General features: G+C 46.8%; 31 protein-coding genes and 1 other annotated feature. Of the genes, 25 read left to right on the top strand and 6 right to left on the bottom strand.

Annotated features, from left to right (window positions below; translation table 11 throughout):
- The first annotated feature begins 18 nt into the window (after positions 1–18).
- Positions 19–93 (top strand) — a sequence feature (ribosomal protein L21 leader region).
- Between the two features lie 12 nt (positions 94–105).
- From rplU to pheA, 7 genes are all read left to right on the top strand, one after another.
- A complete protein-coding gene (gene rplU / locus MHH76_RS14890; RefSeq protein ID WP_035338332.1) occupies positions 106–414 on the top strand; it encodes a 50S ribosomal protein L21 in 309 nt (102 codons plus the stop codon).
- A 12-nt stretch (positions 415–426) separates the two neighbouring features.
- A complete protein-coding gene (locus MHH76_RS14885) occupies positions 427–768 on the top strand; it encodes a ribosomal-processing cysteine protease Prp (protein ID WP_035338334.1) in 342 nt (113 codons plus the stop codon).
- Between the two features lie 12 nt (positions 769–780).
- A complete protein-coding gene (gene rpmA, locus MHH76_RS14880; protein ID WP_003184023.1) occupies positions 781–1,062 on the top strand; it encodes a 50S ribosomal protein L27 in 282 nt (93 codons plus the stop codon).
- Between the two features lie 226 nt (positions 1,063–1,288).
- Positions 1,289–1,867, top strand: coding sequence for a sporulation initiation phosphotransferase B (locus MHH76_RS14875; protein ID WP_035338336.1), 579 nt, complete (start codon positions 1,289–1,291; stop codon positions 1,865–1,867).
- A 31-nt stretch (positions 1,868–1,898) separates the two neighbouring features.
- Positions 1,899–3,185, top strand: coding sequence for a GTPase ObgE (gene obgE / locus MHH76_RS14870; protein WP_020452440.1), 1,287 nt, complete (start codon positions 1,899–1,901; stop codon positions 3,183–3,185).
- A gap of 113 nt (positions 3,186–3,298) precedes the next feature.
- Positions 3,299–3,742 carry an ACT domain-containing protein gene (locus MHH76_RS14865; RefSeq protein ID WP_023855415.1) on the top strand — a complete coding sequence of 148 codons (444 nt, stop codon included), beginning with the start codon at positions 3,299–3,301 and terminating at the stop codon, positions 3,740–3,742.
- Between the two features lie 27 nt (positions 3,743–3,769).
- Positions 3,770–4,621, top strand: a complete 852-nt coding sequence (pheA, locus tag MHH76_RS14860; protein WP_035339345.1) for a prephenate dehydratase — start codon at positions 3,770–3,772, stop codon at positions 4,619–4,621.
- A gap of 42 nt (positions 4,622–4,663) precedes the next feature.
- Here pheA and MHH76_RS14855 read toward each other — a convergent pair whose 3' ends face one another.
- On the bottom strand, positions 4,664–5,206 hold the full coding sequence (locus MHH76_RS14855) for a transcription repressor NadR (protein ID WP_035338338.1): 543 nt from the start codon (positions 5,204–5,206) through the stop codon (positions 4,664–4,666).
- Entirely contained in the window at positions 5,175–6,353 is a 1,179-nt protein-coding gene (locus MHH76_RS14850) for an IscS subfamily cysteine desulfurase (protein ID WP_043054420.1), read from the bottom strand. The genes MHH76_RS14855 and MHH76_RS14850 overlap by 32 nt, the downstream gene beginning before the upstream one ends.
- Positions 6,354–6,453: 100 nt before the next feature.
- On the opposite strand from MHH76_RS14850, the gene nadB reads away from it, so the two are divergent.
- The 7 genes from nadB to MHH76_RS14815 all read left to right on the top strand — a co-directional run bounded on the left by nadB (position 6,454) and on the right by MHH76_RS14815 (position 13,271).
- Positions 6,454–8,028: an L-aspartate oxidase gene (gene nadB / locus MHH76_RS14845; RefSeq protein WP_025811046.1), complete on the top strand. Its 1,575-nt coding sequence runs from the start codon at positions 6,454–6,456 to the stop codon at positions 8,026–8,028.
- Positions 8,009–8,848, top strand: a complete 840-nt coding sequence (gene nadC, locus MHH76_RS14840) for a carboxylating nicotinate-nucleotide diphosphorylase (RefSeq protein ID WP_339223428.1) — start codon at positions 8,009–8,011, stop codon at positions 8,846–8,848. Before nadB ends, nadC begins: the two co-directional genes overlap by 20 nt.
- 21 nt (positions 8,849–8,869) lie before the next feature.
- Positions 8,870–9,979, top strand: a complete 1,110-nt coding sequence (gene nadA, locus MHH76_RS14835) for a quinolinate synthase NadA (RefSeq protein WP_025811048.1) — start codon at positions 8,870–8,872, stop codon at positions 9,977–9,979.
- Between the two features lie 115 nt (positions 9,980–10,094).
- The gene (gene safA, locus MHH76_RS14830; RefSeq protein WP_025811049.1) at positions 10,095–11,147 is read left to right on the top strand and encodes a SafA/ExsA family spore coat assembly protein; all 1,053 of its coding nucleotides are present in this window, start codon (positions 10,095–10,097) and stop codon (positions 11,145–11,147) included.
- A gap of 172 nt (positions 11,148–11,319) precedes the next feature.
- On the top strand, positions 11,320–11,955 hold the full coding sequence (locus tag MHH76_RS14825; RefSeq protein WP_023855407.1) for a YhcN/YlaJ family sporulation lipoprotein: 636 nt from the start codon (positions 11,320–11,322) through the stop codon (positions 11,953–11,955).
- A gap of 124 nt (positions 11,956–12,079) precedes the next feature.
- Entirely contained in the window at positions 12,080–12,802 is a 723-nt protein-coding gene (locus tag MHH76_RS14820; protein ID WP_023855406.1) for a YebC/PmpR family DNA-binding transcriptional regulator, read from the top strand.
- Positions 12,803–12,944: 142 nt separating this feature from the next.
- Positions 12,945–13,271 carry a hypothetical protein gene (locus tag MHH76_RS14815; protein WP_025811050.1) on the top strand — a complete coding sequence of 109 codons (327 nt, stop codon included), beginning with the start codon at positions 12,945–12,947 and terminating at the stop codon, positions 13,269–13,271.
- A gap of 89 nt (positions 13,272–13,360) precedes the next feature.
- Here MHH76_RS14815 and MHH76_RS14810 read toward each other — a convergent pair whose 3' ends face one another.
- Positions 13,361–13,540, bottom strand: a complete 180-nt coding sequence (locus MHH76_RS14810; RefSeq protein WP_025811051.1) for a hypothetical protein — start codon at positions 13,538–13,540, stop codon at positions 13,361–13,363.
- 412 nt (positions 13,541–13,952) lie between these two features.
- On the opposite strand from MHH76_RS14810, the gene MHH76_RS14805 reads away from it, so the two are divergent.
- From MHH76_RS14805 to MHH76_RS14795, 3 genes are all read left to right on the top strand, one after another.
- Entirely contained in the window at positions 13,953–14,663 is a 711-nt protein-coding gene (locus tag MHH76_RS14805) for a poly-gamma-glutamate hydrolase family protein (RefSeq protein ID WP_020452428.1), read from the top strand.
- A 59-nt stretch (positions 14,664–14,722) separates the two neighbouring features.
- Positions 14,723–15,187, top strand: a complete 465-nt coding sequence (locus MHH76_RS14800; protein WP_020452427.1) for a DinB family protein — start codon at positions 14,723–14,725, stop codon at positions 15,185–15,187.
- Between the two features lie 107 nt (positions 15,188–15,294).
- Entirely contained in the window at positions 15,295–15,474 is a 180-nt protein-coding gene (locus tag MHH76_RS14795; RefSeq protein ID WP_020452426.1) for a small acid-soluble spore protein H, read from the top strand.
- An 80-nt stretch (positions 15,475–15,554) separates the two neighbouring features.
- On the opposite strand, the gene MHH76_RS14790 is transcribed toward MHH76_RS14795, so the two are convergent.
- Positions 15,555–15,677, bottom strand: a complete 123-nt coding sequence (locus tag MHH76_RS14790) for a hypothetical protein (protein WP_023855401.1) — start codon at positions 15,675–15,677, stop codon at positions 15,555–15,557.
- A gap of 70 nt (positions 15,678–15,747) precedes the next feature.
- Positions 15,748–16,395: a protein kinase family protein gene (locus MHH76_RS14785; protein WP_020452425.1), complete on the bottom strand. Its 648-nt coding sequence runs from the start codon at positions 16,393–16,395 to the stop codon at positions 15,748–15,750.
- Positions 16,396–16,626: 231 nt separating this feature from the next.
- On the opposite strand from MHH76_RS14785, the gene MHH76_RS14780 reads away from it, so the two are divergent.
- The 7 genes from MHH76_RS14780 to yajC all read left to right on the top strand — a co-directional run bounded on the left by MHH76_RS14780 (position 16,627) and on the right by yajC (position 21,638).
- The gene (locus MHH76_RS14780) at positions 16,627–17,148 is read left to right on the top strand and encodes an intercompartmental signaling factor BofC (RefSeq protein ID WP_020452424.1); all 522 of its coding nucleotides are present in this window, start codon (positions 16,627–16,629) and stop codon (positions 17,146–17,148) included.
- Between the two features lie 123 nt (positions 17,149–17,271).
- Positions 17,272–17,877 carry a Holliday junction branch migration protein RuvA gene (gene ruvA / locus MHH76_RS14775; RefSeq protein ID WP_020452423.1) on the top strand — a complete coding sequence of 202 codons (606 nt, stop codon included), beginning with the start codon at positions 17,272–17,274 and terminating at the stop codon, positions 17,875–17,877.
- A gap of 9 nt (positions 17,878–17,886) precedes the next feature.
- Complete coding sequence (gene ruvB / locus MHH76_RS14770) at positions 17,887–18,891, top strand: Holliday junction branch migration DNA helicase RuvB (RefSeq protein ID WP_020452422.1); 1,005 nt, start codon at positions 17,887–17,889, stop codon at positions 18,889–18,891.
- Positions 18,884–19,084 carry a DUF2905 domain-containing protein gene (locus MHH76_RS14765; RefSeq protein ID WP_020452421.1) on the top strand — a complete coding sequence of 67 codons (201 nt, stop codon included), beginning with the start codon at positions 18,884–18,886 and terminating at the stop codon, positions 19,082–19,084. The genes ruvB and MHH76_RS14765 overlap by 8 nt, the downstream gene beginning before the upstream one ends.
- A 41-nt stretch (positions 19,085–19,125) precedes the next feature.
- Positions 19,126–20,154, top strand: coding sequence for a tRNA preQ1(34) S-adenosylmethionine ribosyltransferase-isomerase QueA (gene queA, locus MHH76_RS14760; protein WP_020452420.1), 1,029 nt, complete (start codon positions 19,126–19,128; stop codon positions 20,152–20,154).
- A 28-nt stretch (positions 20,155–20,182) separates the two neighbouring features.
- A complete protein-coding gene (gene tgt, locus MHH76_RS14755; protein ID WP_025811052.1) occupies positions 20,183–21,328 on the top strand; it encodes a tRNA guanosine(34) transglycosylase Tgt in 1,146 nt (381 codons plus the stop codon).
- A 46-nt stretch (positions 21,329–21,374) separates the two neighbouring features.
- A complete protein-coding gene (gene yajC / locus MHH76_RS14750) occupies positions 21,375–21,638 on the top strand; it encodes a preprotein translocase subunit YajC (RefSeq protein ID WP_085959518.1) in 264 nt (87 codons plus the stop codon).
- A gap of 175 nt (positions 21,639–21,813) precedes the next feature.
- On the opposite strand, the gene MHH76_RS14745 is transcribed toward yajC, so the two are convergent.
- On the bottom strand, positions 21,814–22,197 hold the full coding sequence (locus tag MHH76_RS14745; RefSeq protein WP_020452418.1) for a TIGR04086 family membrane protein: 384 nt from the start codon (positions 22,195–22,197) through the stop codon (positions 21,814–21,816).
- A gap of 155 nt (positions 22,198–22,352) precedes the next feature.
- Here MHH76_RS14745 and MHH76_RS14740 point away from each other — a divergent pair, with 155 nt between their 5' ends.
- Positions 22,353–23,003, top strand: a complete 651-nt coding sequence (locus MHH76_RS14740) for a DUF421 domain-containing protein (protein WP_020452417.1) — start codon at positions 22,353–22,355, stop codon at positions 23,001–23,003.
- Positions 23,004–23,008 lie beyond the last annotated feature (5 nt).

The following is a 23,008-nucleotide window of genomic DNA, read 5'->3' as shown; positions in this document are numbered from 1 at the left end:
AATGTTATGGATGTAGCACCCGTGCTACAACCGCTCAGCACAGGTGTTAAGTGCTTTCTTAGCCCCCTGTGACTGGCGAGTCTTAGTTTATTAGGAGGTGCAGAGATGTACGCAATTATTCAAACAGGCGGAAAACAAATCAAAGTTGAAGAAGGCCAAACTGTATACGTCGAAAAGCTTACTGCTGAAGCCGGCGAAACAGTTACTTTTGACAACGTATTGTTTGTCGGCGGTGAAAATGTTAAAGTTGGCAGCCCTACGGTTGAAGGCGCTACGGTAACAGGCAAAGTTGAAAAACAAGGCCGCGCGAAAAAAATTACCGTATTTAAGTACAAGCCGAAGAAAAACCAACATAAAAAACAAGGTCATCGTCAACCTTACACTAAAGTTGTAATCGAAAAAATCAACGCTTAAGGCGTGTATGATATGATTCATGCAAAGGTTACCAGAGCCCGATCGAACAAAGACATCTTAGGCTTTGAAATGTCGGGACATGCGAATTTTGCTGAACATGGTCAGGATCTCGTTTGTGCAGGGGCATCGGCGGTCGCCTTTGGAGCTGTTAATGCCGTCATGAAGCTGACGGGCATTGAGCCGGTCATTGACCTCGGGGAAGACGGCGGATTTTTATCTTTCGGATTCCCGGACGGTACGGATCGGGAGGCTTTTGAAAAGGCGCAGCTCCTTCTCGAAGGCATGATCGTCTCCCTTGAAACGATCGAACGAGACTACAAAGGTTACTTAAAAGTAACGACGAACAGAATATAGGAGGTGAGCTACATGCTAAGATTAGATCTTCAGTTTTTTGCATCTAAAAAAGGAGTAGGTTCAACGAAGAACGGACGTGACTCTGAGGCGAAGCGCCTAGGTGCTAAACGTGCAGACGGTCAATTCGTATCTGGCGGTTCCATCCTTTATCGTCAGCGCGGAACAAAAATCTATCCAGGTGAAAACGTTGGGCGCGGCGGAGATGACACTCTATATGCAAAAGTCGACGGAACTGTTAAATTCGAACGTTTCGGCCGTAACCGCAAAAAAGTGAGCGTATATCCTGTAGCCTAACCTTTAAACGAAACTCCGGTCGTTCTGACCGGAGTTTTTTACATACAGCATCGTGACTTGCTTAAAAACACCTTCCCGCCCCCTGGACAAGGCCGGGTTTCCGCTCTGATTCTGCTTCTTTAAAGTATATAAACGTGTTTCATTTATACTGCCTTCTCTGTTATAATTCAAAGTACAAACTGAATCAGACTCCTAAAATAGAGAACAAACGATTGGGAGTGCAAAAATGGAAGAAACTTCGAAAAAACAAGAAAAGACGATGGACGATAAGGCTTTGACCCATGAGCTTATTCATCTGCTCAGCCATTCAAGGCACGACTGGATGAATAAACTGCAATTGATTAAAGGAAACTTAACATTAAAAAAGTATGACCGCGTATTTGAAATTATTGATGAAGTGGTCATCGAAGCTCAGCATGAATCAAAGCTTTCAAACCTTAAAATCCCGCGTGCGGCGTATGAGCTGCTTACATTTAACTGGATGGCCCATTCGCTGACGCTTGAATATGAGGTGATCGGTCAGGTCAGAGATTTGTCAGCTTATGAAGAGAAGCTCGTCGTTTTCGTCAGAAAGCTGTTTGGGACTTTTGAGGATGCCGTTTTGAAAGGCGGCGACAATCATCTGACGATCACGCTGCAGACGGACGGTCTGGACGATCGGCTCGTCATCTTTCTGGATTTCCACGGCGTATTCACAAAACTGACCGGTATCAAAGACTTTCATCATTCACTGGCTGATTTTTATGAAATCAAGCGGCTTGATGTAACAGACTGTGAGTGCATCGCCGAAATTCATATCAAGTAAAGCGGTTTTTAGGAATAGAACGGAGGACATTATGTTTGTTGATCAGGTAAAAATATACGTAAAAGGCGGAGACGGAGGCAACGGGATGGTTGCTTTCCGCCGCGAAAAATATGTGCCAAAAGGAGGCCCTGCCGGAGGTGACGGCGGAAAAGGCGGAGACGTCGTTTTCAAAGTTGACGAAGGCCTCAGCACGCTGATGGATTTTAGATATCAAAGACATTTTAAGGCGACGCGCGGAGAACACGGCATGTCTAAAAACCAGCACGGCCGAAATGCAGAAGACATGGTTGTGAAAGTTCCGCCCGGCACGGTTGTCATTGACGATGATACAAAGCAGGTCATCGCTGATCTAACCGAACACGGACAGGAAGCCGTCATCGCAAAAGGGGGACGCGGCGGACGGGGCAATACCCGGTTCGCTACGCCTGCCAACCCGGCGCCGCAGCTTTCTGAAAACGGCGAGCCCGGCAAGGAGCGCTATATCGTTCTCGAGCTGAAAGTTTTGGCGGATGTCGGCCTTGTCGGTTTCCCAAGCGTTGGGAAGTCAACGCTTCTGTCTGTCGTGTCTTCGGCCAAGCCGAAAATTGCCGATTACCACTTTACAACACTGAACCCGAATCTCGGAATGGTCGAAACGGAAGACGGCCGCAGTTTTGTCATGGCGGATCTTCCGGGACTGATTGAGGGGGCGCACGAAGGAGTTGGCCTCGGACACCAATTCCTCAGACATATCGAAAGAACGCGCGTCATCGTGCACGTGATCGACATGTCGGGTCTTGAAGGGCGCGACCCGTATGAAGATTATGTGACCATCAATAAAGAGCTTGAACAGTACAATCTGAGGCTGACAGAACGTCCTCAAATTATTGTCGCCAATAAAATGGATATGCCGGATGCGGAAGAAAATCTGAAGGCATTCAAAGAAAAGCTTACAGATGATTATCCTGTTTTTCCAATCAGCGCGTTGACCAGACAAGGGTTGAGGGATCTGCTGTTTGAGATTGCCGACCGTTTGGAAACGACACCGGAATTCCCGCTCTACGACGAAGAAGACATGACTGAAAACAGAGTCATGTATAAGCTTGAGGATGAGGAAGCGCCATTTGAGATCAGCCGTGATCCTGACGGCACCTTTGTGCTCAGCGGAGCCAAGCTTGAACGCTTATTTAAAATGACGGATTTTTCAAGAGACGAGTCTGTTAAGCGTTTTGCCAGACAGCTTCGCGGAATGGGCGTTGATGACGCGCTTCGTGCTCGCGGTGCAAAAGACGGAGATACGATCCGTCTTCTCGAATTTGAATTTGAATTTATCGACTGATCATACCGGAGAGTTTGCCAGGCAAGCTCTCCGACTTTTAGCTGAAAGGAATGCTTTTCCTTTCGCCGGATCAATGTAAAGGAATCAGGGTTTTTAAAAGGAGAGAAAAGTCTGTGAAAGAGGAGACCTTTTATCTTGTCAGGGAAGACGTGCTGCCGGAGGCAATGCGGAAAACACTTGAGGTCAAAAAGCTGATTGAGCGGAAAAAAGCGGAATCTGTAGCTGAAGCCGTCCAAAAGGTAGATTTGAGCCGAAGCGCTTTTTACAAGTACAGAGATGCGGTTTTTCCTTTTTATACGATGGTCAAGGAGCAGATTATCACGCTTTTTTTTCATTTGGAGGATCGCTCGGGAACGCTGTCCCATCTGCTCCAAGTGGTGGCTGAATCGGGCTGCAACGTGCTGTCGATCCACCAGACCATCCCTCTTCAAGGAAGAGCGAATGTCACGCTGTCCGTCAGTACGAGAGGCATGGATGGAAATATCGATTTGCTGATGAACAAATTAAGAAAGCTGGAATTCGTAGAAAAGGTCGAAATACTAGGTTCGGGCGCTTAAAGGGAGAGAATGTCATATATCATGAGTATGAGAGTAGGTTATTTAGGTCCAGAAGCAACATTTACGCACCTTGCCGTCTGCTCCTGCTTTTCAGATGCAGACCAGCAAGCATTTAACACGATACCCGCATGTATGGATGCGGCGATGAACGGCGAGATTGATCTGGCTGTCGTCCCGCTTGAAAATGCGATTGAAGGATCGGTGAATCTGACAATAGACTACTTAATCCACGAACAGCCTCTTTATATTGTCGGAGAAATCACCGCTCCCATCCGTCAGCATTTACTTGTGCATCCTGCAAGAAAAGAGGCTTGGGAAGACATTCAGAAGGTTTATTCCCATTCCCATGCGATCGCGCAATGCCATAAATTTTTGCACAGCCGGTTCCGCTCCATTCCGTTTGAATATGCGACATCCACCGGAGCAGCTGCAAAATACGTGAGTGAACATCCGGACGAGAACATTGGCGTAATCGCCAATGAAATGGCAGCCGCTACGTATGGATTAGACATCGTCAAAAGAGATGTGCATGACTATGAATACAATCACACGAGATTTGTGATGCTCCATCCGGATCACGAGGCATCTCCACCGGTCAATCCGCACTTGACGGGAAGGCCGAAAACGACTTTGCTGGTAACCCTTCCTTCGGACAAATCAGGGGCTCTCCATCAAGTGCTGTCGGCTTTCGCCTGGAGAAATTTGAATCTTTCTAAAATTGAATCGCGGCCGACAAAAACCGGTCTCGGCAATTATTTTTTCATTATTGATATTGAAATGGCACTGGACGACGTGCTGATTCCGGGTGCGATAGCTGAGCTTGAAGCTTTGGGCTGCAAGGTGAAAATGCTCGGAGCCTACAATGCGTATACATTATAAAGAAAAGGTCCTTTGCGTTGATGACGGCAAAGGACCTTTTCTTTATTCGGGAATGAGGATGCCCGCTTTTTGCAGGGCGTCGCAAGCTTGTTCGATCTTCTCTTCGTCATCTGCCTCCAATGTGTGCAGATGGGTGCCGTTTGTCAGTTGAGACAGATAAGCGGCGTTTGTCGACGAGATTTTTTTGACGAAGTCCGAGACTTCTTTTCTTGTGCTGACCCTGATCGAAGCTGTTAAGTCACCGTAGACCGGATGTTCAATCGTTACATCTTTCACCGTTACGCCAAAGTCGACGATCAGATTCAGTTCTTCTTCCGTTTTTTCCGGCTCGTGGTCACAGGCGATGATCCGCTGAACCGGCTGTTTTTTGCCGAGGGCCGACCGCAAATACACGTATCCTTGGCTTGTTGCGATGATCGGTTCGTTTTTGGCTTTTAATAAAGAAATGTCCTGTACGATGACCTGCCGTGAAACAGATGCTCTTTTCGCCAGTTCGCTTCCTGTCAGCGGAGCCTCAGACTCCTTCAGCCAGGCCAGAAGCTGCTGGCGCCGCTCAGCTCCCGTAAGTTTTAATCCGTCTGTCAATCCGATGGTCTCCTTTCTCATGCATCATATCTTCAAAAACGTCCAACAGCTTATCAACATGTTCGCTTGTCGTATCGCATCCGAACGAAATGCGGACGAATTGAAGCGCGAGTTCCCTTGGGACTAAAAGGGCTTTCATCGTATTTGACGGCTCATGATAGCCCGCTGAACACGCGCTTCCGGTAGAAATGCAAATTCCTCTCCGATTACATTCCAGCATAGTATATTGTCCTTCAAAGGAATGAAAAAAACAACCTATAATATGCGGCAGAACATGCGAATTTGCCGAATCGGGCACAGCGAGGGAGACGGGAAGCTTCCGGGCTTTTGCCTTTTCCAGAAAACGGGCGCGCAGCTCCTGATGTTTAAGATACGCGGCATCCATACGCTTTATTGTCAACTCGGCAGCGGTAATGAAAGCGCCGATTCCAGGGACATTGACGGTGCCGCTCTTCAATCCGTTTTCATGTAAAGTGCCCGGGTAGACGGGTTTCCAGTTCACACCAGGCCGAATATAGACCGCTCCAACTCCTTTTGGTCCGTATACTTTATGGCTTGAAAAAGATAAGGCATCAGCGCCGAGCTCATCAATGCCGACCGGAATCTTGGCAAAGGTCTGTACGCAGTCGCTGTGCAGGAGCACGTCCCGCTTATGCAAGTAAGCCGAAAGCTTTGCCAGGGGCTGGATGACGCCTGTTTCTGAGTTGGCATGCTGAATTGAGACGAGACCTGTATCAGGACGGAGGTGCCGTTCCAGTATCTCTGTTGTGATGATGCCTGAAGCATTCGGTTTCATCAAGTCGACTTCAAAGCCCAGTATCTCAAGATGCCGCTTCAAAATGTGGATCGACTGATGTTCCATTTCGGTCATTAAAAAGCGCTGCTTTCCGGCGGGGAGTCCATTTAAGATGGAGTGAATCGCCAAAAAATTGGCTTCGGTGCCGCCGCTCGTAAAATAAACGCCTTCTTCTTCCCCGGATAAAAGTTCCGCCATCTTTTGGCGGCAGTAGCGCAGAATACTTTCGGCTTTCCCTCCCGCATCGTGCAGACTGCTCGAATTTCCGTACACGTCTGTGCTCAGTTTTTGAAACGCGTCCAAGGCTTCTTTTGCCGCCGGTGTCGTTGCTGCATAATCAAGATAAATCACGGCTCTCGTCTCCCATTCTTTATAAAAAATACTTGAGTTTATTTTATCGATATGTAAATATAGGTGTCAAGACACATGTAAATTTACAGGAGGGGTCGACATGTCTCATCAGACGATAATTGTTGTCGGAGCAGGTGCCGCTGCGCTGTCTTTTGCTGCATCCATTCCGCCGTCTTATGAAGTGATTGTGATGACAAAAGCATCTGTAAAAGACAGCAATTCAACCCTCGCTCAGGGAGGAATTGCCTCGGCTGTATTGCCTCGCGATTCCTGGTCAGCTCATGCGGACGACACATTATATGCCGGATGCGGCCACAATCAAATCGAAGCGGTTCAAGATGCCATTAAAGACGGCCAGCGCCTTGTTGATGAGCTGATTCTTCAGCATTTCCCTTTTGATACTGACGAATCCGGAAAGCTCAGCCTCGGCAAAGAAGGCGCACATTCGATGAACAGAATTTTGCATGCCGGGGGAGACGCTACGGGGCAGGCGCTGATCCGGCACTTAATCGGAAGGCTCGGTCCTCACGTCATACTGAAAGAATACGAAACGGCGGCGGATTTATGGATGGAAGACGGACGCTGTGCGGGCGTCTGGACGAAAGACCGCCAGGGAAAGACTTTTCTCAGGAAAGCCGATTTTGTTGTGCTGGCGGCAGGAGGCTGCGGAAGTCTATTTCAAATCAACACGAATAACCGTTCTGTGACAAGCGATGCGATTTCTTTGGCATATCGGGCAGGAGCCGAGCTCGCAGATTTGGAATTCGTTCAATTTCACCCTACATTGCTCGTCAAAGACGGGCGCGCACACGGGCTTGTTTCAGAAGCTGTGCGCGGAGAAGGAGCTGTCTTGGTTGATGAAAACGGCCAGCGGGTGATGGAAGGGATTCACCCTATGCAGGATTTAGCGCCGCGGGACATCGTATCTCGTGCGATTCACGAAAAGCTTGCCTGTGGAAGCAGCGTATTTTTGGATATTACCCGCATATCAGACTTTAAAAGCCGCTTCCCTACGATTTCCTCTCTTTGCGAAAAAGCCGGAATTTCCATTGAAGAAGGCCGGCTTCCGGTTTCACCGGGCATGCATTTTTTAATGGGGGGCGTTTCTGTGAACAGATGGGGGGAAACGGCGGTTCCACACCTTTATGTGATTGGGGAAGCTGCATGCACCGGCTTTCACGGTGCCAACCGTCTGGCAAGCAATTCTCTCTTGGAATGCATCGTCTTCGGAAGGAGAGCGGCGGAACGGATACAAGCTTATCAAAAACCTGAGCCTGTCAGAGGACAATCTCCTCAGCCTGAGGATGTGACATATTCTGTTCCCCTGACAGATGTGAAGGATATTCAAAAACGCATGACGGATCATGTGGCGATCGTGCGAACGGAGGATGAATTGACGAAGGCGAAAGAATGGCTTGAGCGAGTGCCTTTTCAAATCATGAATGTGAAAGAAATCACAAAAGAACAGCTTGAATTAGCTCATTTATGGCAGACCGCCAAGCAGATGACGGCCTCGGCATTGCTTCGTACAGAAAGCAGAGGCGGCCATTACCGTTCGGATCGCCCGGCGCCTGATGATAAAAACTGGCATGGCAAGCAAATCGTTCACACAAAAGGCGGGATCAAGATAAGACAAAACGAAGGGATTGTGAAATATGCAGCGGCTCATACTTAGGAACATGCTTAAAGAATTTTTCAAGGAAGATATCGGCTGGGGGGATTTCACTTCTGAAGCCGTTTTCGATGCCAATCTTCAATGCGAAGCGGTCATCACAGCGAAGGATGACGGATTGTTTGCAGGAGAATTAGTGATTTTCGAAGGCTTTCGGCTGCTCGATGAAACGATCGCCGTGCAAATGCTGAAAACAGATGGCGAAGCGGTCCATAAAGGAGAAACGATCGCGCGGATCAAAGGCCGTGCAGCTTCTCTCATGACCGGCGAACGGGTCGTGCTGAATCTCATTCAAAGAATGTCGGGGATCGCCACTTTAACAAAGCAGTCCGTTATCAGGCTGAATGATCCGAATATCGCGATTTGCGATACGAGAAAGACGACGCCGGGCCTGCGCATTCTTGAAAAATACGCGGTCAAAACCGGCGGGGGCTGCAATCACCGCTTTGGTTTGGACGGCGGCATCATGATTAAAGACAACCACATTGCCGCCTGCGGCTCGATTTCAAAAGCGGTTGAAAAAGCACGGGCAGCGTGCGGCCATATGGTCAAAATCGAGGTGGAGATCGAGTCTGAACAAGAGCTTCAAGAAGCGATTGAGGCTGAAGCCGATATCATTATGTTTGACAATTGTCCTCCTGACAAGGTGAAAGCATTTGCGGAAATGACACCCGCAGGCATTATGACGGAAGCTTCAGGCGGAATTTCATTTGAAAATCTCCCCGCATACAGGGGAACAGGGGTGCACTGTATTTCATTGGGCTACTTGACCCATTCGGCGAAAAGCCTTGATATCAGCATGAATGTCGATCTGAAAAAATAAGCGGGATTGGAGAGGTGACAGATGTCTATTTTAAACTTGATTCATGACAGGAACGCCGGCATGATGCCGGAGCTGTATAAAGAATTGACCGAAGAAGAAATGGCCGGAAGAATTTTGAATATCAAAAAGAAATTCGGAGAAAGGCTGTTTATCCCGGGGCATCACTACCAAAAAGACGAAGTGATCCAATTTGCGGACGCGACGGGAGATTCGCTTCAGCTGGCGCAAGTCGCCCAAAAAAATAAAAAAGCGGAATATATCGTGTTCTGTGGCGTACATTTTATGGCAGAAACAGCCGATATGCTTACTTCCGACGAACAGATTGTCGTTTTGCCGGACATGCGCGCAGGCTGTTCGATGGCCGATATGGCCAACATGCAGCAGACGAATCGCGCCTGGGAAGAGCTTGCAGAGCTGTTTGACGATACCATCATTCCCCTCACATATGTCAATTCGACAGCGGAAATCAAAGCTTTTGTAGGAAGAAACGGGGGAGCGTCCGTGACATCCTCAAATGCGGCCCGCATGTTGACATGGGCGCTATCGCAAAAGGAGAGAATTTTATTTCTTCCGGATCAGCACTTGGGACGAAACACGGCATTTGACCTCGGCATTCCCCTCAGCAGAATGGCGGTGTGGGATCCCATCGAAGAAAAACTTGAGTATAACGGCGATTATGAAGACATAAAAATCATTTTGTGGAAGGGGCATTGCTCTGTTCACGAAAAATTTACCGCGGCGAATATCAAAAGTGTTAAAGAACGGGATTCGGACATTAATGTTATCGTTCATCCGGAATGCACCCATGAAGTCGTCGCACTCAGCGATTTCAGCGGGTCTACAAAAAAAATCATCGATACGATTAATGAAGCAAAACCGGGGAGCAAATGGGCGATTGGAACAGAGATGAACCTTGTTTCGCGCATCATTCAAGAACATCCTGATAAACAAATCGAATCCCTTAATCCAGATATGTGCCCTTGTTTGACAATGAACAGAATCGACATGCCGCATTTGCTGTGGTCGCTGGAGCAGATTGACAAAGGTGAACTGACAGGCGTGATCAAAGTTGATCAAGATATCGCAAAAGATGCCATTCTTGCGCTGAATCGGATGTTAACGATCCGTTAAATGTTTGGAGAACAAGTTTTTATCATAACCCCTCCGCTATGCGCATAAATTTGTGGAGAAGCATATTTGTTATTCTCATCTGTTCGTTCACGTTTTTGCATAGGAGGGGAAAACGTTGAAAATTCATATTGTCCAAAAGGGCGATTCTCTGGAAAAAATCGCGGAAAGATATGAAGTGGACTTTGAAGAACTGAAAAAGCTGAATTCGCAGCTGAGCAATCCAGATTTGATCATGCCGGGCATGAAAATCAAAGTACCGTCAGGGGGAGTGCCGGTCAAAAAAGAAGAACAGCTCAATATGAGAAAAGAGTTACCGAAAAAACAGCAGGAACATCCATTTGCAAAAGAAAAACCGAAAGGTAAGCTTGATGTTGAAGATATAAAACCGAAAGAAAAGCCTTCGGTTCCTTATGTTCCGCCTGTCCCGAACATCGGGCAGTCAAGTTTGCCTGAAGGCGACATTTCAAATTTGTATCAAAGCGTCAATCAGCTTCATCAGCCGTACGCACCTCCAAAACCTTATGAACATCAAGAGAAAAGCCCCAACATGTATAATCCATGGACAAATGAGGAGGAGAATCATATGGAAAATGTCAATTATCCGAATGTTCCGCAGCCGCCGAATGTCGGTGCAGCAGGTGATGAAAATAAGCAGTTTCACGGCATGCCAAATGTAGCTGCTGCCGGATATCATCACCATCACCATCCGCATCCTTATCCGTTCTATCCTGGAGGCTGCTGGATTCCTGTTTCACCGGTGCTGCCTGGATCGGGCTTATGCCACCCTTGGTATCCATATCCTGCTCAAATGCCTTACATGCCTCAGCCTAGCTATGTATCTCCTGCTGAATATGACGGTGATGACAACATGGGGCATGACAATGCCGGTCATCACGGATATCATCATCAGCCGATGACTGCTCCGGCATATGCGCCTTATCAGCCGTTTCCGGGATATGCATCGCCAAACGTCGGACACGATCCCAATATGGCACACGGCAAAGAAGATGACTGCGGGTGCGGGCCAGGCCAATTCCCGGGAGGTTTTCCGGGTGCAGCGCCATATGGACAGATGCCGCAAATGGGAGCTCCGTACGGTATGGGCGGATACGGACAGCAGCCCGCAGGCGGACAGATGTTTAACAGACCGGAAGATGAAGAAGACTGATTCGGAATGGGACGATGATCTATCGTTCCTTTTTTATTGTGGGCCGCTATAAACACTTTCATGCTTTTTCACGGGACTGTCTATAACTGTCAAGGGTAACTCTTCACATCTCGCACATCCTAAAAAAGAGCGCAATGCTCAAATTCAGCGGTTTTCACGGGGGGTATTACCATTGGACAGCAAGCTGAAAGTGTTTTCGGGTATTTTGCTTTTGACAGCTGGTCTATCTGCCTGCGGAACGAACGACGCTATAGATAATGGAAACAATACGCGTCCGATCGGATATTATTCAAATGATGCAGATCGTAATAACGGTCTTGATAATGACGGTCCTGTTACAGAAATGCTTGAAAACATGAACGGGAGAAACGGTGCAACGAACGTGAACAATCGAGCGGGCAACGGCAATCCCGTTCCAACAGGCGATGGAACTTTCAGCCGGGGAGACATGAATTATCACAATCATTTGGTGAACACGGCGGACACGGGCTATAACAGACCGGAAAACCGTAAAATCTCCAGGAATATCACTGGACGCGTCAACAAGTTGAATTATGTTGACGAGAGTCAGGCCGTCGTAACGAATGAAACGGTCATCATCGCGGTACGGTCAGATAAACAGCTGACAAATAATGAGAGAACTCAAATTAGAAAAGCAGCCAAAACGTTTGCTGGAGACCGGACAGTTCAAGTTGTCGAGGACGACGGCGCATTTACAAGGCTGCGCGAAATGAACGACGACCCTCAGAACATTAGGGATCGCGGAGACACGACGAATAACAATTTGAACCGCTTGCGCAACCAATAAGCAGGGAATTGCCGGGGATGCCCCGGCAATTTTTTTGTAAGCGTTCGGCCGATTTCTTTACAAAAACGGGGAAAACCGTATAAAGTGTACATAGAGACGAGAATTTTTTTGGAGGTAGAAAGATATGGCTGGCCATTCTAAATGGAAAAATATTCAGAGAAGAAAAAATGCCCAAGATGCTAAACGCGGCAAAATTTTCATGAAGCTTGCCAAAGAAATATATGTAGCCGCAAAAGAAGGGGGACCCGATCCCGAATCTAACGCAAGTCTGCGTCTCGTTATCGATAAAGCCAAAAATGCAAACATGCCAAACGACAACATCGACCGCGCCATCAAAAAAGCTTCCGGCAGCCAGGATGGAAAAAGCTACGAGGAAATTACGTATGAGGGCTACGGCCCAAGCGGTGTGGCTGTCATGGTCAAATGTTTGACAGATAATAAAAACCGGACGGCGACAAACGTCAGAACTGCTTTCAGCAAAAACGGCGGCAGCTTGGGGGAAACAGGATGTGTTTCTTATATGTTCGACCGGAAAGGATATATTGCAATCGAGCGTGAAGATCTTGAGATAGATGAAGAGGAGTTTATGCTTGAGGTCATTGATGCCGGTGCCGAGGAGCTAGAAACGAGCGAAGAGCTGTTCGAGATTTATACAGAGCCCGAACAGTTTGAAGAAGTAAAGAAAAACTTGGAGGAGCGCGGCTACGAAACGGCGACAGCCGAAATGACAATGGTTCCACAAACCTATGCAGAGGTCGATGAAACACTTCAGGAAAAAGTCGAAAAACTCATTGACGCACTTGAAGATGATGACGATGTGCAGGAAGTGTATACGAACGTTCATTAAAAAAGGACGCCGCTCCAGATTCGCGGCGTCCTTTTATGCATCATCAACCAATTAGCAGCTGTATCAAGCTGCTGCGGAAACAGGATTTGATTTTTTATCATATATTGTGAAGGAGTCTGTCATTATGAGAGGAGGATCTGCAATGGCTGAACAACACGGAAATGAGAAGCCTTTCCCGGCTGCGGGCGGCAGCCCGCAAGACAAGGAAACCGCTCAAATCATCGAGAGAGTCAACGGCCTTATCACGGGTTTTGGCGAATCGATCTATGAGCTGGTTCAGAAAAACAGCGGTATCGATCTGAGAGAGGCCGATTTCACAAAAAGCGAAAATGCGGAACTTAATCAAGCGATCCAAAATGTCATCAGCGAATATATTCAAAATCTCAACAATTTGAATGTCGATCTTAGCGGAAAGATCGGTGAATCGATCAACGGCTTTGTCACAAACAAAGATCAAAAAGATGTTTAAACATTTGACAGCATGACGTGTATTGCCGGCAAAGCTGCATGCAGCCTTGTCGGCAAGTTTTTTTATACATATGAGAATGTGCTGTAACGCTAAATGCTTTTTTTCATGCCGCAGCGCCGGCATTCACGCAAAAACTGGCCGTTTTTTACAGAGCTTTTAAAAAGGGTGTAATCGCAATTGTCGCACCGTCCGTGGCGGACATCCGGATATTGATTGTAATCATAAACTTTTGTCAGGTCGTAGCCTTTTGTATCATATTCTGTTTCCATGTTTTATCACCTGCATTTTTATTGTCGGTAATAGGATAACAGAACGGGGAGGAAAAGAAAATATAACATCTGCAGCCGGCAGACGCGGCCGATTTTACTTTTATCAAACCGTATACCCCGTTTCTGATAGAACGCCTCATTCTCAAGCGGGATGGGCTGTAGGGAAAGTCGTGCAACAGGAGACGCCTATTGTTATGAGATTTTTTTCTTAAAATTTATCGATCTTTTAAACTAATGAAAAAGCATCTTTTTAATAAAAATATTTAAATTTTTATTTTTTATCAAACTTATTCATAATTGAACGCGTCATGTCTAAAGCGTAAAATAACTGTGTCACAAAAAAGCCAAATATACAATGAGGCATGGAGGACATGCTTAGAAATCGAAAGGTAGTGTAAAAGGGGAATAATCAATGAAGAAAAAAGTACTCATCTACTTGGTGATCGCAGCAGTGATGATAAATGGCGTATACAGATGGTTCGAAAAAACAACCCGGGAGAACTTTCAGATCCAGGCCGGGGACAGATACATGAATTTCAAGGAATTGCAGGAACACGAAAAAAGCGGCTATGACATTGAGTACCACGAAAAAGCGGGAAGCGACTGTTTAATCTTTTCGCCTCACGGAGGAAGAATAGAAGGCGGAGTAAGCGAGCTTGTCAGAGCTTTCAAAGATGATTATTCAACTTATTTATTCGAGGGAAAAAAGGATGAGAACAACTCGGATCTTCATATTACAAGCACAAACTTTGACGAGCCTCTGGCACTGCAGAAAATAAAAGAACACCGCTATACCATCGCATTCCACGGCTATTCCGGCGACCGCCCGCACACGCTTGTGGGAGGAACGGACAGAAAGCTGGCAAAAGCTATCGTCAAATCTCTGAAAAAGTCTGACTTTTCCGCAGAATTGGTCAAAGTGGACGGGAAATTTGCCGGAACTGCCGAGGAAAACATCAATAATGAAAGCCAGTCAGGAATGAGCGTGCAGCTTGAAATCAGCACGGCTCAAAGGAAAGAGTTTTTCGAAGATTTTTCCTATAAAGAGAGGGAGGAGACAAAAACGAGAACATTCCGCAAATATGTCAAGGCGGTCCGAAGGGTGCTGCAGGACAGATGCTGAAAATGGAAACTCGTGTTATTCTGGGTATGAACTGCTTAAACACGAAGGAGGAATAAAAAATGGAACGAAAAGACCGCATCGTTCAGGAATTTATGTCCCACCGCCTGGTGACAGAAGAACTGATTCAAAAGATTGATGAAAAACATCTCGATTACAAACCGACTGAAACGTCGATGCCAGCGAAGGAACTTGTCATGCATATGCTGCAATCTTTCTATGCCTTTGCTTCAGCGGCAAAAGAAGGGAACGGAGAGTCTTTTAAAAAGAAGCCGGAAGAAACAGGGGCAAGCCTGAGCGAGCTCGCCAAAGCATATACAGAAAAAACAAAAAAGCTGCTTGAATCTTTTACGGATGAAGAATTGGATCGTGAAGTCGATTTGACCGGTGTCATCGGACGAAAAGTAGCCGGCGAACAGCTGCTGCAGCTCGCGATCGGACACGAAATACATCACAAAGGCAATCTGTTTGTTTATGTCCGTGAAATGGGACACACGGATCTGCCTTTGTACGTAAAGGTTCATTGATTACGGGAGCTGAAGATCACCCCTCCTTGAAAGAAAACCGGCTAAAAAGGAATACGAAAGCAGCCGGGAGTACACATTATGAGTAAAAGCTAAAGGAGGGTGTCAGCATGAATACGCAGCGTGCCCAGGAAATCGTCGAATCACCCGACATGGTTGATGTTACTTATAATGGCAAGCCGATTTATATTCAGCGTGTCAACGAACAAAATGAAACCGCAAGAATCTTTCCGCTCGGCCAACCGGAGAACGAGCAGGAAGTACCGCTCACAAATTTGAAAGAGCATTAAAAAGCAACCCCTTCTGATGAAGGGGTTTTGTATTTGACTGATCACTCGGCCATCAAAAAAACACCCGAAAGCCCGGGTGTTTAATTTATGATTTTCGCAAGTCCTCTTACTGCCAGCCTCAGCACATAAAACAACGGCTCAAGCAAATCAACGAGATAAAGATAATCCCATTTATCATCATTTCGTTTCTTCTTTTTCTTCAACAGCTGTTTCTCCCTTCCTGACTGTAATGGGGTTATTTCATATACGGACGTGCCTTCTTTAAGTTTCAAATTACGGGTGAAATTTGTTTTTTCTGGCGGCCCATTGTTTTTGAAGCCAGTTTTTTTTATAAAGATAAGCGATCAATTCCATCCACAGCTTAGGAAGCCTTTGCGGGAAACGGCTTTTTTTGTAAATGGTTTGATAGGCTGTTTTTAAGTCATCCCACTGTCTGCATTCTTTCGTCTGCAAAAACCTGGCGACATCGATGACTTTGATTGTCCCAGCCGGCGTCAGTATCAGGTTTCGGAGGTGGATATCGGATGGATTCAACCCTTTCCGCTTCGCATCGTTCAATGCGCGGTCGACCTCGCAGATCATGTCATCATCGATCGGAATGCCTTTGTTTAAACACTCATAAAAAGTATATCCTTTTATATACTCCATTAAAATATATGATGGCCCTGTTTCATATATATCAGGATAATAATTCGAATCAGAAAGCTTTTTGTAAATCTCCGCTTCCCTTGCGGCGATGTTCTTAAATTCGGGAAAAAAGACTTTAAGAGCCATTTCCCTGCCCTCTTCAGTCAGCTTAAAAACGTATGCGCTCCTGCCTTTCCCGATCAACTCTAAGTCATCGGGTTTTTGGATAAGTTTATTGAACTTTTTTTTCGTATTATACTTTACGGCCTCTGCATAGGTTTGCGCCTTTTTCACGCTGAACTCACCTTCTTTTTAAGGGCTGGTCAAACGAAAAACTCTCTATAATGTTGTTTATACATGAGAACGCGGGGTTTTGCACCTTAAATGCCTTTGAGTTCTTCATATTGGTTTGAAAATGTAACATTCGTAAACCGGTTGTTATCTCATTGCTTTTTTAGATTAATTTTTAAAAGCGTTGGTCAAACTATGGATATGATCGTTAAGGCAAAAAAGAAGGTGATATTGATGAACAGCCAAAGCAAGTTCAAAATCGGTTTAGTGCTTATTGGAAGTCTGCTGGCCGCGCTCAGCTTTCACCTGGAGGCCCTGGCCGAAAAGCCGGCTACAGTTCAAATCCAGCTTGAAAAGGTTTATCTGGACGGGGACGTTGGCATCGAAAATAAAGTAGAGGCCGCTCGAACACTGGAAGACTTTAAAGCTGCTTATAAAGGGTGGCAGCTCATCGATCAGAAAAAGGGGTTTATTCTGTTTCGCAAACAGGTGGACGACATTTCTCCCCTCAGCAAAACAAACGGTTATATCGGAGTGACGGAAGACGGCGTGATTTCGACTTTTCACGGCCGCCCGGGCATATTATCAGAGCCGATTCAATCGTTTTTTCAGATTGATATAAAGCGCCTGGAAAGCCGGATGGCGGATGATTTGCGCAAAGGGATCCCATACCGCACGAAAAAGGAATTTGAACATGTCATTGAAGCCGTAAAATCATCCGGAAGCCAACATCATGTAAAAGATATGAAGACATGACGCTGTTATGTCTTTTTTCAGCTGCGGACAGAAGCCATTTTTAGCGAACATATGTTAACTTTTTCATTCTAGCTTTGCCTGTTTTGTGTTACAATGAAGAGCAGTCAAAGAGGTGAATGAACGTTGATCGAATTCGTAAAAGGGACGATTGATTATGTATCGCCCCAATATATTGTCATTGAAAACGGCGGGATCGGCTATCAGATCTTTGCGCCAAATCCGTTTATTTATAAGAAAAACAGCAACGAAACAATCTATACATACCATTATGTAAGAGAAGATACGAATGCGCTGTACGGCTTTTCGACAAGGGAAGAAAAAATGCTGTTTACGAAAATGCTGAATGTTACGGGAATCGGCCCGAAAGGTGCGCTTGCGATCCTCGCTTCCGGCGATCCGGGAGCGGTGATTGAAGCGATCGAGAATGAGGATGAAGCGTTTCTCGTCAAGTTCCCCGGCGTAGGCAAAAAAACGGCAAGGCAGATCATCCTTGATCTGAAAGGGAAGCTTGCGGACGCCGTTCCTGACATCGCGGCCGATCTGTTTAACCATGAAGAGCGGGAGCAAATTCATGAAGCGGAAACGGCTCTTGAGGAGGCGCTTGAAGCATTAAGAGCGCTCGGCTATTCCGACCGGGAAATTAAAAAAGTCCAGCCTCATTTGAAAAAGGAAGAGGCGCTTTCGACGGATCAATACGTTAAAAAAGCATTGCAAAAATTGTTAAAGTAAGGTGATATCATGGATGAGCGGCTTGTATCAAGTGAACTAGACAACCATGAATCAGCGATTGAGCAAAGTCTGCGTCCGCAAAGACTGGCTCAGTATATCGGCCAGGAAAAAGTGAAAGACAACCTCAAGGTTTTCATCGAAGCTGCGAAAATGCGGGAGGAAACGCTTGACCATGTCTTGTTGTACGGGCCGCCGGGATTGGGAAAAACGACGCTCGCCGCGATCATCGCCAACGAAATGGGAGTCAATCTCAGAACGACGTCAGGTCCGGCGATCGAGCGCCCCGGCGATTTGGCGGCGATATTAACGGCTCTGGAGCCAGGCGACGTTTTATTTATTGACGAGATCCACCGGCTGCACCGTTCGATCGAAGAGGTGCTGTATCCTGCGATGGAAGATTTCTGCCTTGATATCGTGATCGGCAAAGGGCCGTCGGCGCGTTCTGTGAGGCTCGATCTTCCTCCTTTTACCCTTGTCGGCGCGACCACAAGGGTCGGGCTTTTAACCGCGCCTCTCAGGGACAGGTTCGGCGTTCTGTCAAGGCTTGAGTATTACACGCGTGACGAGCTTTCGGAAATCGTGATCAGAACGGCGGAACTGTTTGAGGTCGACATCGATTCGCTCTCGGCTCTCGAAATCGCAAGACGGTCAAGAGGGACGCCGCGGATTGCCAACAGGCTTTTGAGGAGGGTCAGGGATTTTGCCCAGGTGCTTGGAAACAGCTCCATCACGGAGGAAGTGGCGGTTGATGCGCTTGAACGCCTCCAGGTTGATAAACTTGGGCTTGATCATATCGACCGCAAGCTTTTGATGGGCATGATCGAAAAATTTGGCGGCGGTCCCGTCGGCATCGATACGATTTCGGCTACCATCGGTGAGGAGTCTCACACGATTGAGGATGTGTATGAGCCGTATCTTCTTCAAATCGGTTTTATTCAAAGAACGCCGCGGGGGCGCATCGTGACCCCTGATGTATACAGCCACTTTAAAATGGAGGTTCCGAACAGTGACTGAATTTCCAAAGATTTTAATGGTGCTGGGCGCCGTCATTTTTGCCGTCGGTTTATTCATGCAAGTCATCGGCAGGCTTCCCGGCGATATTTTTGTGAAAAAGGGAAACGTGACATTTTTCTTTCCGGTTGTTACATGCATTGTCATCAGTATCATTCTGTCCGTGGTGTTTTCGATTTTCGGACGAATGAAATGACTCTGACATTCAAGTCTATAGATAGAGTAAGGTGAAAAAAGATGAAAGTAGAATTATTCGATTTTGACTTGCCTGAACGCCTCATCGCACAGGTTCCTTTAAAAGAGCGGGATGCGTCCAGGCTGATGGTGCTGGATAAAAAAACAGGAGAAATCACTCACAGCACGTTTAAGCATGTGATTGATTTTCTGAACGCGGGCGATTGCATCGTGCTGAACGATACGAGGGTGCTGCCGGCCCGCTTGTACGGAGTCAAGGAAGAGACGGGCGCAAAGGTTGAAGTTCTTCTGTTAAAACAGGAGGAAGGGGACGTCTGGGAAACGCTTGTCAAGCCCGCAAAGCGGGTCAAGCGCGGAACCGTTCTTTCGTTTGGAGACGGCCGTCTCACAGCGGTCTGCACAGAAGAGCTCGAGCACGGCGGAAGAAAAATTGAATTCCGCTATGAAGGGATTTTTTACGAGGTGCTCGAATCGCTCGGCGAAATGCCTCTGCCTCCTTATATTAAAGAACAGCTCGATGACAGGGAGCGCTATCAGACGGTTTACTCAAAGAAACAAGGATCAGCGGCTGCGCCGACGGCCGGGCTGCATTTTACGGAAGAGATTCTCGATGCGCTCAGGAAAAAAGGCGTGCATATTGCGTTTATTACCCTTCACGTCGGACTCGGGACATTCCGGCCTGTCAGTGCGGAAAATGTAGAGGAACACGACATGCATGCCGAGTTTTATGAAATGTCGGAAGAAACGGCAGCATTGTTAAACCGCGTCAGACAGGAAGGCGGAAAGATTATTTCCGTCGGCACGACATCGACGAGGACGCTTGAGACCATCGCTTCCGAGCATGACGGCCGCTTCCGGGAAGCGAGAGGCTGGACATCGATTTTTATTTATCCAGGCTACACATTCCGGGCGATAGACGGGATGATTACCAATTTTCATCTTCCGAAATCGTCCCTCATTATGCTTGTCAGCGCGCTCGCAGGCAGAGAGCATGTGCTTTCCGCCTACCGGACCGCAGTGGAACATGAATACCGCTTCTTCAGCTTCGGAGATGCCATGTTGATCAAATAAAATTCAAAAAGATTGGAGGGCTCATAATTTGTCGCAGCAACCGATACGCTATGAGTTCATAAAAGCATGTAAACAAACAGGAGCAAGGCTGGGAAGGGTGCACACCCCGCACGGCTCATTTGAAACGCCGGTGTTTATGCCCGTAGGAACGCTCGCCACCGTTAAAACGATGGCGCCGGAAGAGCTGAAAGAAATGGGTGCAGGTATTATTTTAAGCAATACGTACCACCTTTGGCTGAGACCGGGCCATGACATCGTCAAAGAGGCGGGGGGCCTTCATCAGTTTATGAATTGGGACCGCGCCATCTTGACGGATTCAGGCGGCTTTCAGGTGTTTTCCCTGAGCGAGTTCCGCAAAATCGAAGAGGAAGGCGTACATTTCCGCAATCATTTAAACGGAGACAAGCTGTTTTTATCTCCTGAAAAAGCGATGGAAATCCAAAACGCCCTCGGATCAGACATTATGATGGCGTTTGACGAATGCCCGCCGTACCCGGCAGAGTACGATTATATGAAGAGGTCTGTTGAACGGACGAGCCGCTGGGCGGAAAGGTGCCTGAAAGCTCACAAGCGCCCTGACGAGCAAGGGCTTTTCGGAATCGTTCAAGGCGGCGAGTACGAAAACTTGAGAAAACAAAGTGCGAAAGACTTGATTTCATTGGATTTCCCGGGATATGCTATAGGTGGACTATCCGTCGGAGAGCCGAAAGACGTGATGAACCGTGTGCTGGAGTTTACAACTCCGCTGCTTCCTGCGGATAAACCGCGCTATTTAATGGGGGTCGGCTCGCCGGACTCACTGATTGACGGAGCCATCCGCGGAGTGGATATGTTCGATTGCGTGCTGCCGACAAGGATAGCGAGAAACGGTACGCTCATGACGAGCGAAGGGCGCCTCGTCGTCAAAAATGCCAAATATGAAAGAGATTTCAGACCGATCGACGAGCAGTGCGACTGTTATACGTGCCGCAATTACTCGCGCGCTTATATCAGACATTTAATCCGCTGTAATGAAACGTTTGGAATTCGTTTAACTTCTTATCATAATCTTCATTTTCTGTTAAAATTAATGGGGCAAGTGAGAGATGCCATTCGTGAAGATCGTTTAGGTGATTTCCGGGAAGAGTTTTTTGAGCGCTACGGTTTTAATAAACCAAATGCTAAAAGTTTCTGACACATAAACGAAGAAAGCGATAAAGCCATTTGAAAGGGGTGAAAAAATAATGGAGATGCTTGGAACATTACTTCCGATTATTTTAATGTTTGCGGTTCTTTATTTCCTTTTGATCCGTCCGCAGCAAAAGCAGCAGAAGGCTGTCCGCCAGATGCAGGAGGAGCTGAAAAAAGGAGATAAGGTCGTAACGATCGGCGGCCTGCACGGCATCGTTGATTCAATTGACGAAAGCAAGGTTGTCATCAAAACAGGCGACAATACCCGTCTGACATTCGACCGCCGCGCGATCAGAGAGGCGTCAGCAGAATAGCCGAAAGGCTGATACATAAGCATCGGAAATCAGACTGTCGTAGGACGTGAAAACGGCGCTAGCGCCGTTCCTTATGTCTTGATGAAGCCGCAGTTGTTCCTGATGTGACATGGCATAAAAGAAGCCTGATGGGCATGAGAAAAGGGAGCGGTCATCCGCTCCCTTTTTGCTGTCTTTATGCACGGCTCCCCTGCAGATTGACCCCGAAAATCCCGCCCAGCATGCTGACTCCCAAAAAACCGGAATGATAGAGCAGCTGCTTCAAATTGAAGGCTTCGCCAAAGCCGAGATATTGAAACAAAAGCACCGTAAGAGAGAAGCAAAGCGCTGTCAATCCTCCGCTCAGCCACCCTTTTTCCTTCGATTTGCCTCCCGCAATAAAACCGCCGATGAACAAGGTAATAAAAGAAATGGCGGTAATAAACCAGCTGAATGAACTTTCGGTTAATGATGTGAAGGTGAGGAGCAGCGAAATGACCAGGCTTCCCGCAAACATCAAAGCGAAAATAACCGCCAAGCTGTATAAAATCCCTTTGCCGACTTGTTTTGGTTCGTTCATCACGATCCTCCTTTCAATATAGACGGGCTCGTCTTTTTAAATGTATTCTGCACGTTTGGCAAATAGACTAGCTCCCCCGACCTTTTATACATAAAAGCCTCAATTTTACAAAGGCTATGTTTATGATCATGATAGGCGGAAGGAGGCGGGCGGTAATGGATGAAATTTTAGCTCTTACGTTTCGGACGGTCGTTTTGTATTTCATCATCTTTATTTTGTTTCGCTTGATGGGAAAGAGGGAAATAGGCGAGCTGAGCATATTGGATCTTGTCGTTTTTATTATGATGGCCGAAATCGCGGTTTTGGCCATTGAAAATCTCGATGACCACCTTCTCCATACGATCATTCCAATTCTCGTTTTGACGCTGATCCAGGTTATATTTGCATATCTGTCATTGAAAAATCAAAAAATCCGCCGGCTTCTCGATGGAAAACCAACGATTATCATAGACCGCGGAAAAATTGATGAACACGCCATGAGGACACAGCGCTATAATTACGATGATTTGATGACACAGCTGAGAGATAAGAATGTGGAACGAATCGGGGATGTTTCATATGCGATTTTGGAGCCGACCGGGAAGCTTTCAGTGTTTACAAAAGACGGGCCAAACAAAATGATCGAACTGCCGTTGATTGTTGACGGAATGGTTCAAAAAGAACAATTAGAAAAGATCGGGAAAGACCGGGAGTGGCTTGAGCAAAAGCTTGAAAAAAGAGGACACCGCGATCTTTCCAAAATTTCTTATTGCACATATAATAAAGGTTCTTTTTTTATTGACATAAAGGATGAATTTAAACCTTAAAGCGA

The sequence above is a fragment of the Bacillus sp. FSL L8-0193 genome (assembly GCF_037976065.1).
GTDB lineage: Bacteria > Bacillota > Bacilli > Bacillales > Bacillaceae > Bacillus > Bacillus paralicheniformis.
Note: the sequence above shows the minus strand (reverse complement) of the source record. Positions and strands in the feature narration are given on the sequence as shown.

Coding starts and splice junctions, on each gene's coding strand:
- nadB (WP_025811046.1), top strand. CDS start 6,454: ATGTCTCATCAGACGATAATTGTTGTCGGAGCAGGTGCCGCTGCGCTG.
- MHH76_RS14810 (WP_025811051.1), bottom strand. CDS start 13,540: ATGGAAACAGAATATGATACAAAAGGCTACGACCTGACAAAAGTTTAT.
- pheA (WP_035339345.1), top strand. CDS start 3,770: ATGAGAGTAGGTTATTTAGGTCCAGAAGCAACATTTACGCACCTTGCC.
- MHH76_RS14875 (WP_035338336.1), top strand. CDS start 1,289: ATGGAAGAAACTTCGAAAAAACAAGAAAAGACGATGGACGATAAGGCT.
- MHH76_RS14740 (WP_020452417.1), top strand. CDS start 22,353: ATGGATGAAATTTTAGCTCTTACGTTTCGGACGGTCGTTTTGTATTTC.
- queA (WP_020452420.1), top strand. CDS start 19,126: ATGAAAGTAGAATTATTCGATTTTGACTTGCCTGAACGCCTCATCGCA.
- nadA (WP_025811048.1), top strand. CDS start 8,870: ATGTCTATTTTAAACTTGATTCATGACAGGAACGCCGGCATGATGCCG.
- MHH76_RS14820 (WP_023855406.1), top strand. CDS start 12,080: ATGGCTGGCCATTCTAAATGGAAAAATATTCAGAGAAGAAAAAATGCC.
- MHH76_RS14800 (WP_020452427.1), top strand. CDS start 14,723: ATGGAACGAAAAGACCGCATCGTTCAGGAATTTATGTCCCACCGCCTG.
- MHH76_RS14885 (WP_035338334.1), top strand. CDS start 427: ATGATTCATGCAAAGGTTACCAGAGCCCGATCGAACAAAGACATCTTA.
- obgE (WP_020452440.1), top strand. CDS start 1,899: ATGTTTGTTGATCAGGTAAAAATATACGTAAAAGGCGGAGACGGAGGC.
- MHH76_RS14805 (WP_020452428.1), top strand. CDS start 13,953: ATGAAGAAAAAAGTACTCATCTACTTGGTGATCGCAGCAGTGATGATA.
- nadC (WP_339223428.1), top strand. CDS start 8,009: ATGCAGCGGCTCATACTTAGGAACATGCTTAAAGAATTTTTCAAGGAA.
- MHH76_RS14795 (WP_020452426.1), top strand. CDS start 15,295: ATGAATACGCAGCGTGCCCAGGAAATCGTCGAATCACCCGACATGGTT.
- ruvB (WP_020452422.1), top strand. CDS start 17,887: ATGGATGAGCGGCTTGTATCAAGTGAACTAGACAACCATGAATCAGCG.
- MHH76_RS14815 (WP_025811050.1), top strand. CDS start 12,945: ATGGCTGAACAACACGGAAATGAGAAGCCTTTCCCGGCTGCGGGCGGC.
- MHH76_RS14780 (WP_020452424.1), top strand. CDS start 16,627: ATGAACAGCCAAAGCAAGTTCAAAATCGGTTTAGTGCTTATTGGAAGT.
- rplU (WP_035338332.1), top strand. CDS start 106: ATGTACGCAATTATTCAAACAGGCGGAAAACAAATCAAAGTTGAAGAA.
- MHH76_RS14745 (WP_020452418.1), bottom strand. CDS start 22,197: ATGAACGAACCAAAACAAGTCGGCAAAGGGATTTTATACAGCTTGGCG.
- rpmA (WP_003184023.1), top strand. CDS start 781: ATGCTAAGATTAGATCTTCAGTTTTTTGCATCTAAAAAAGGAGTAGGT.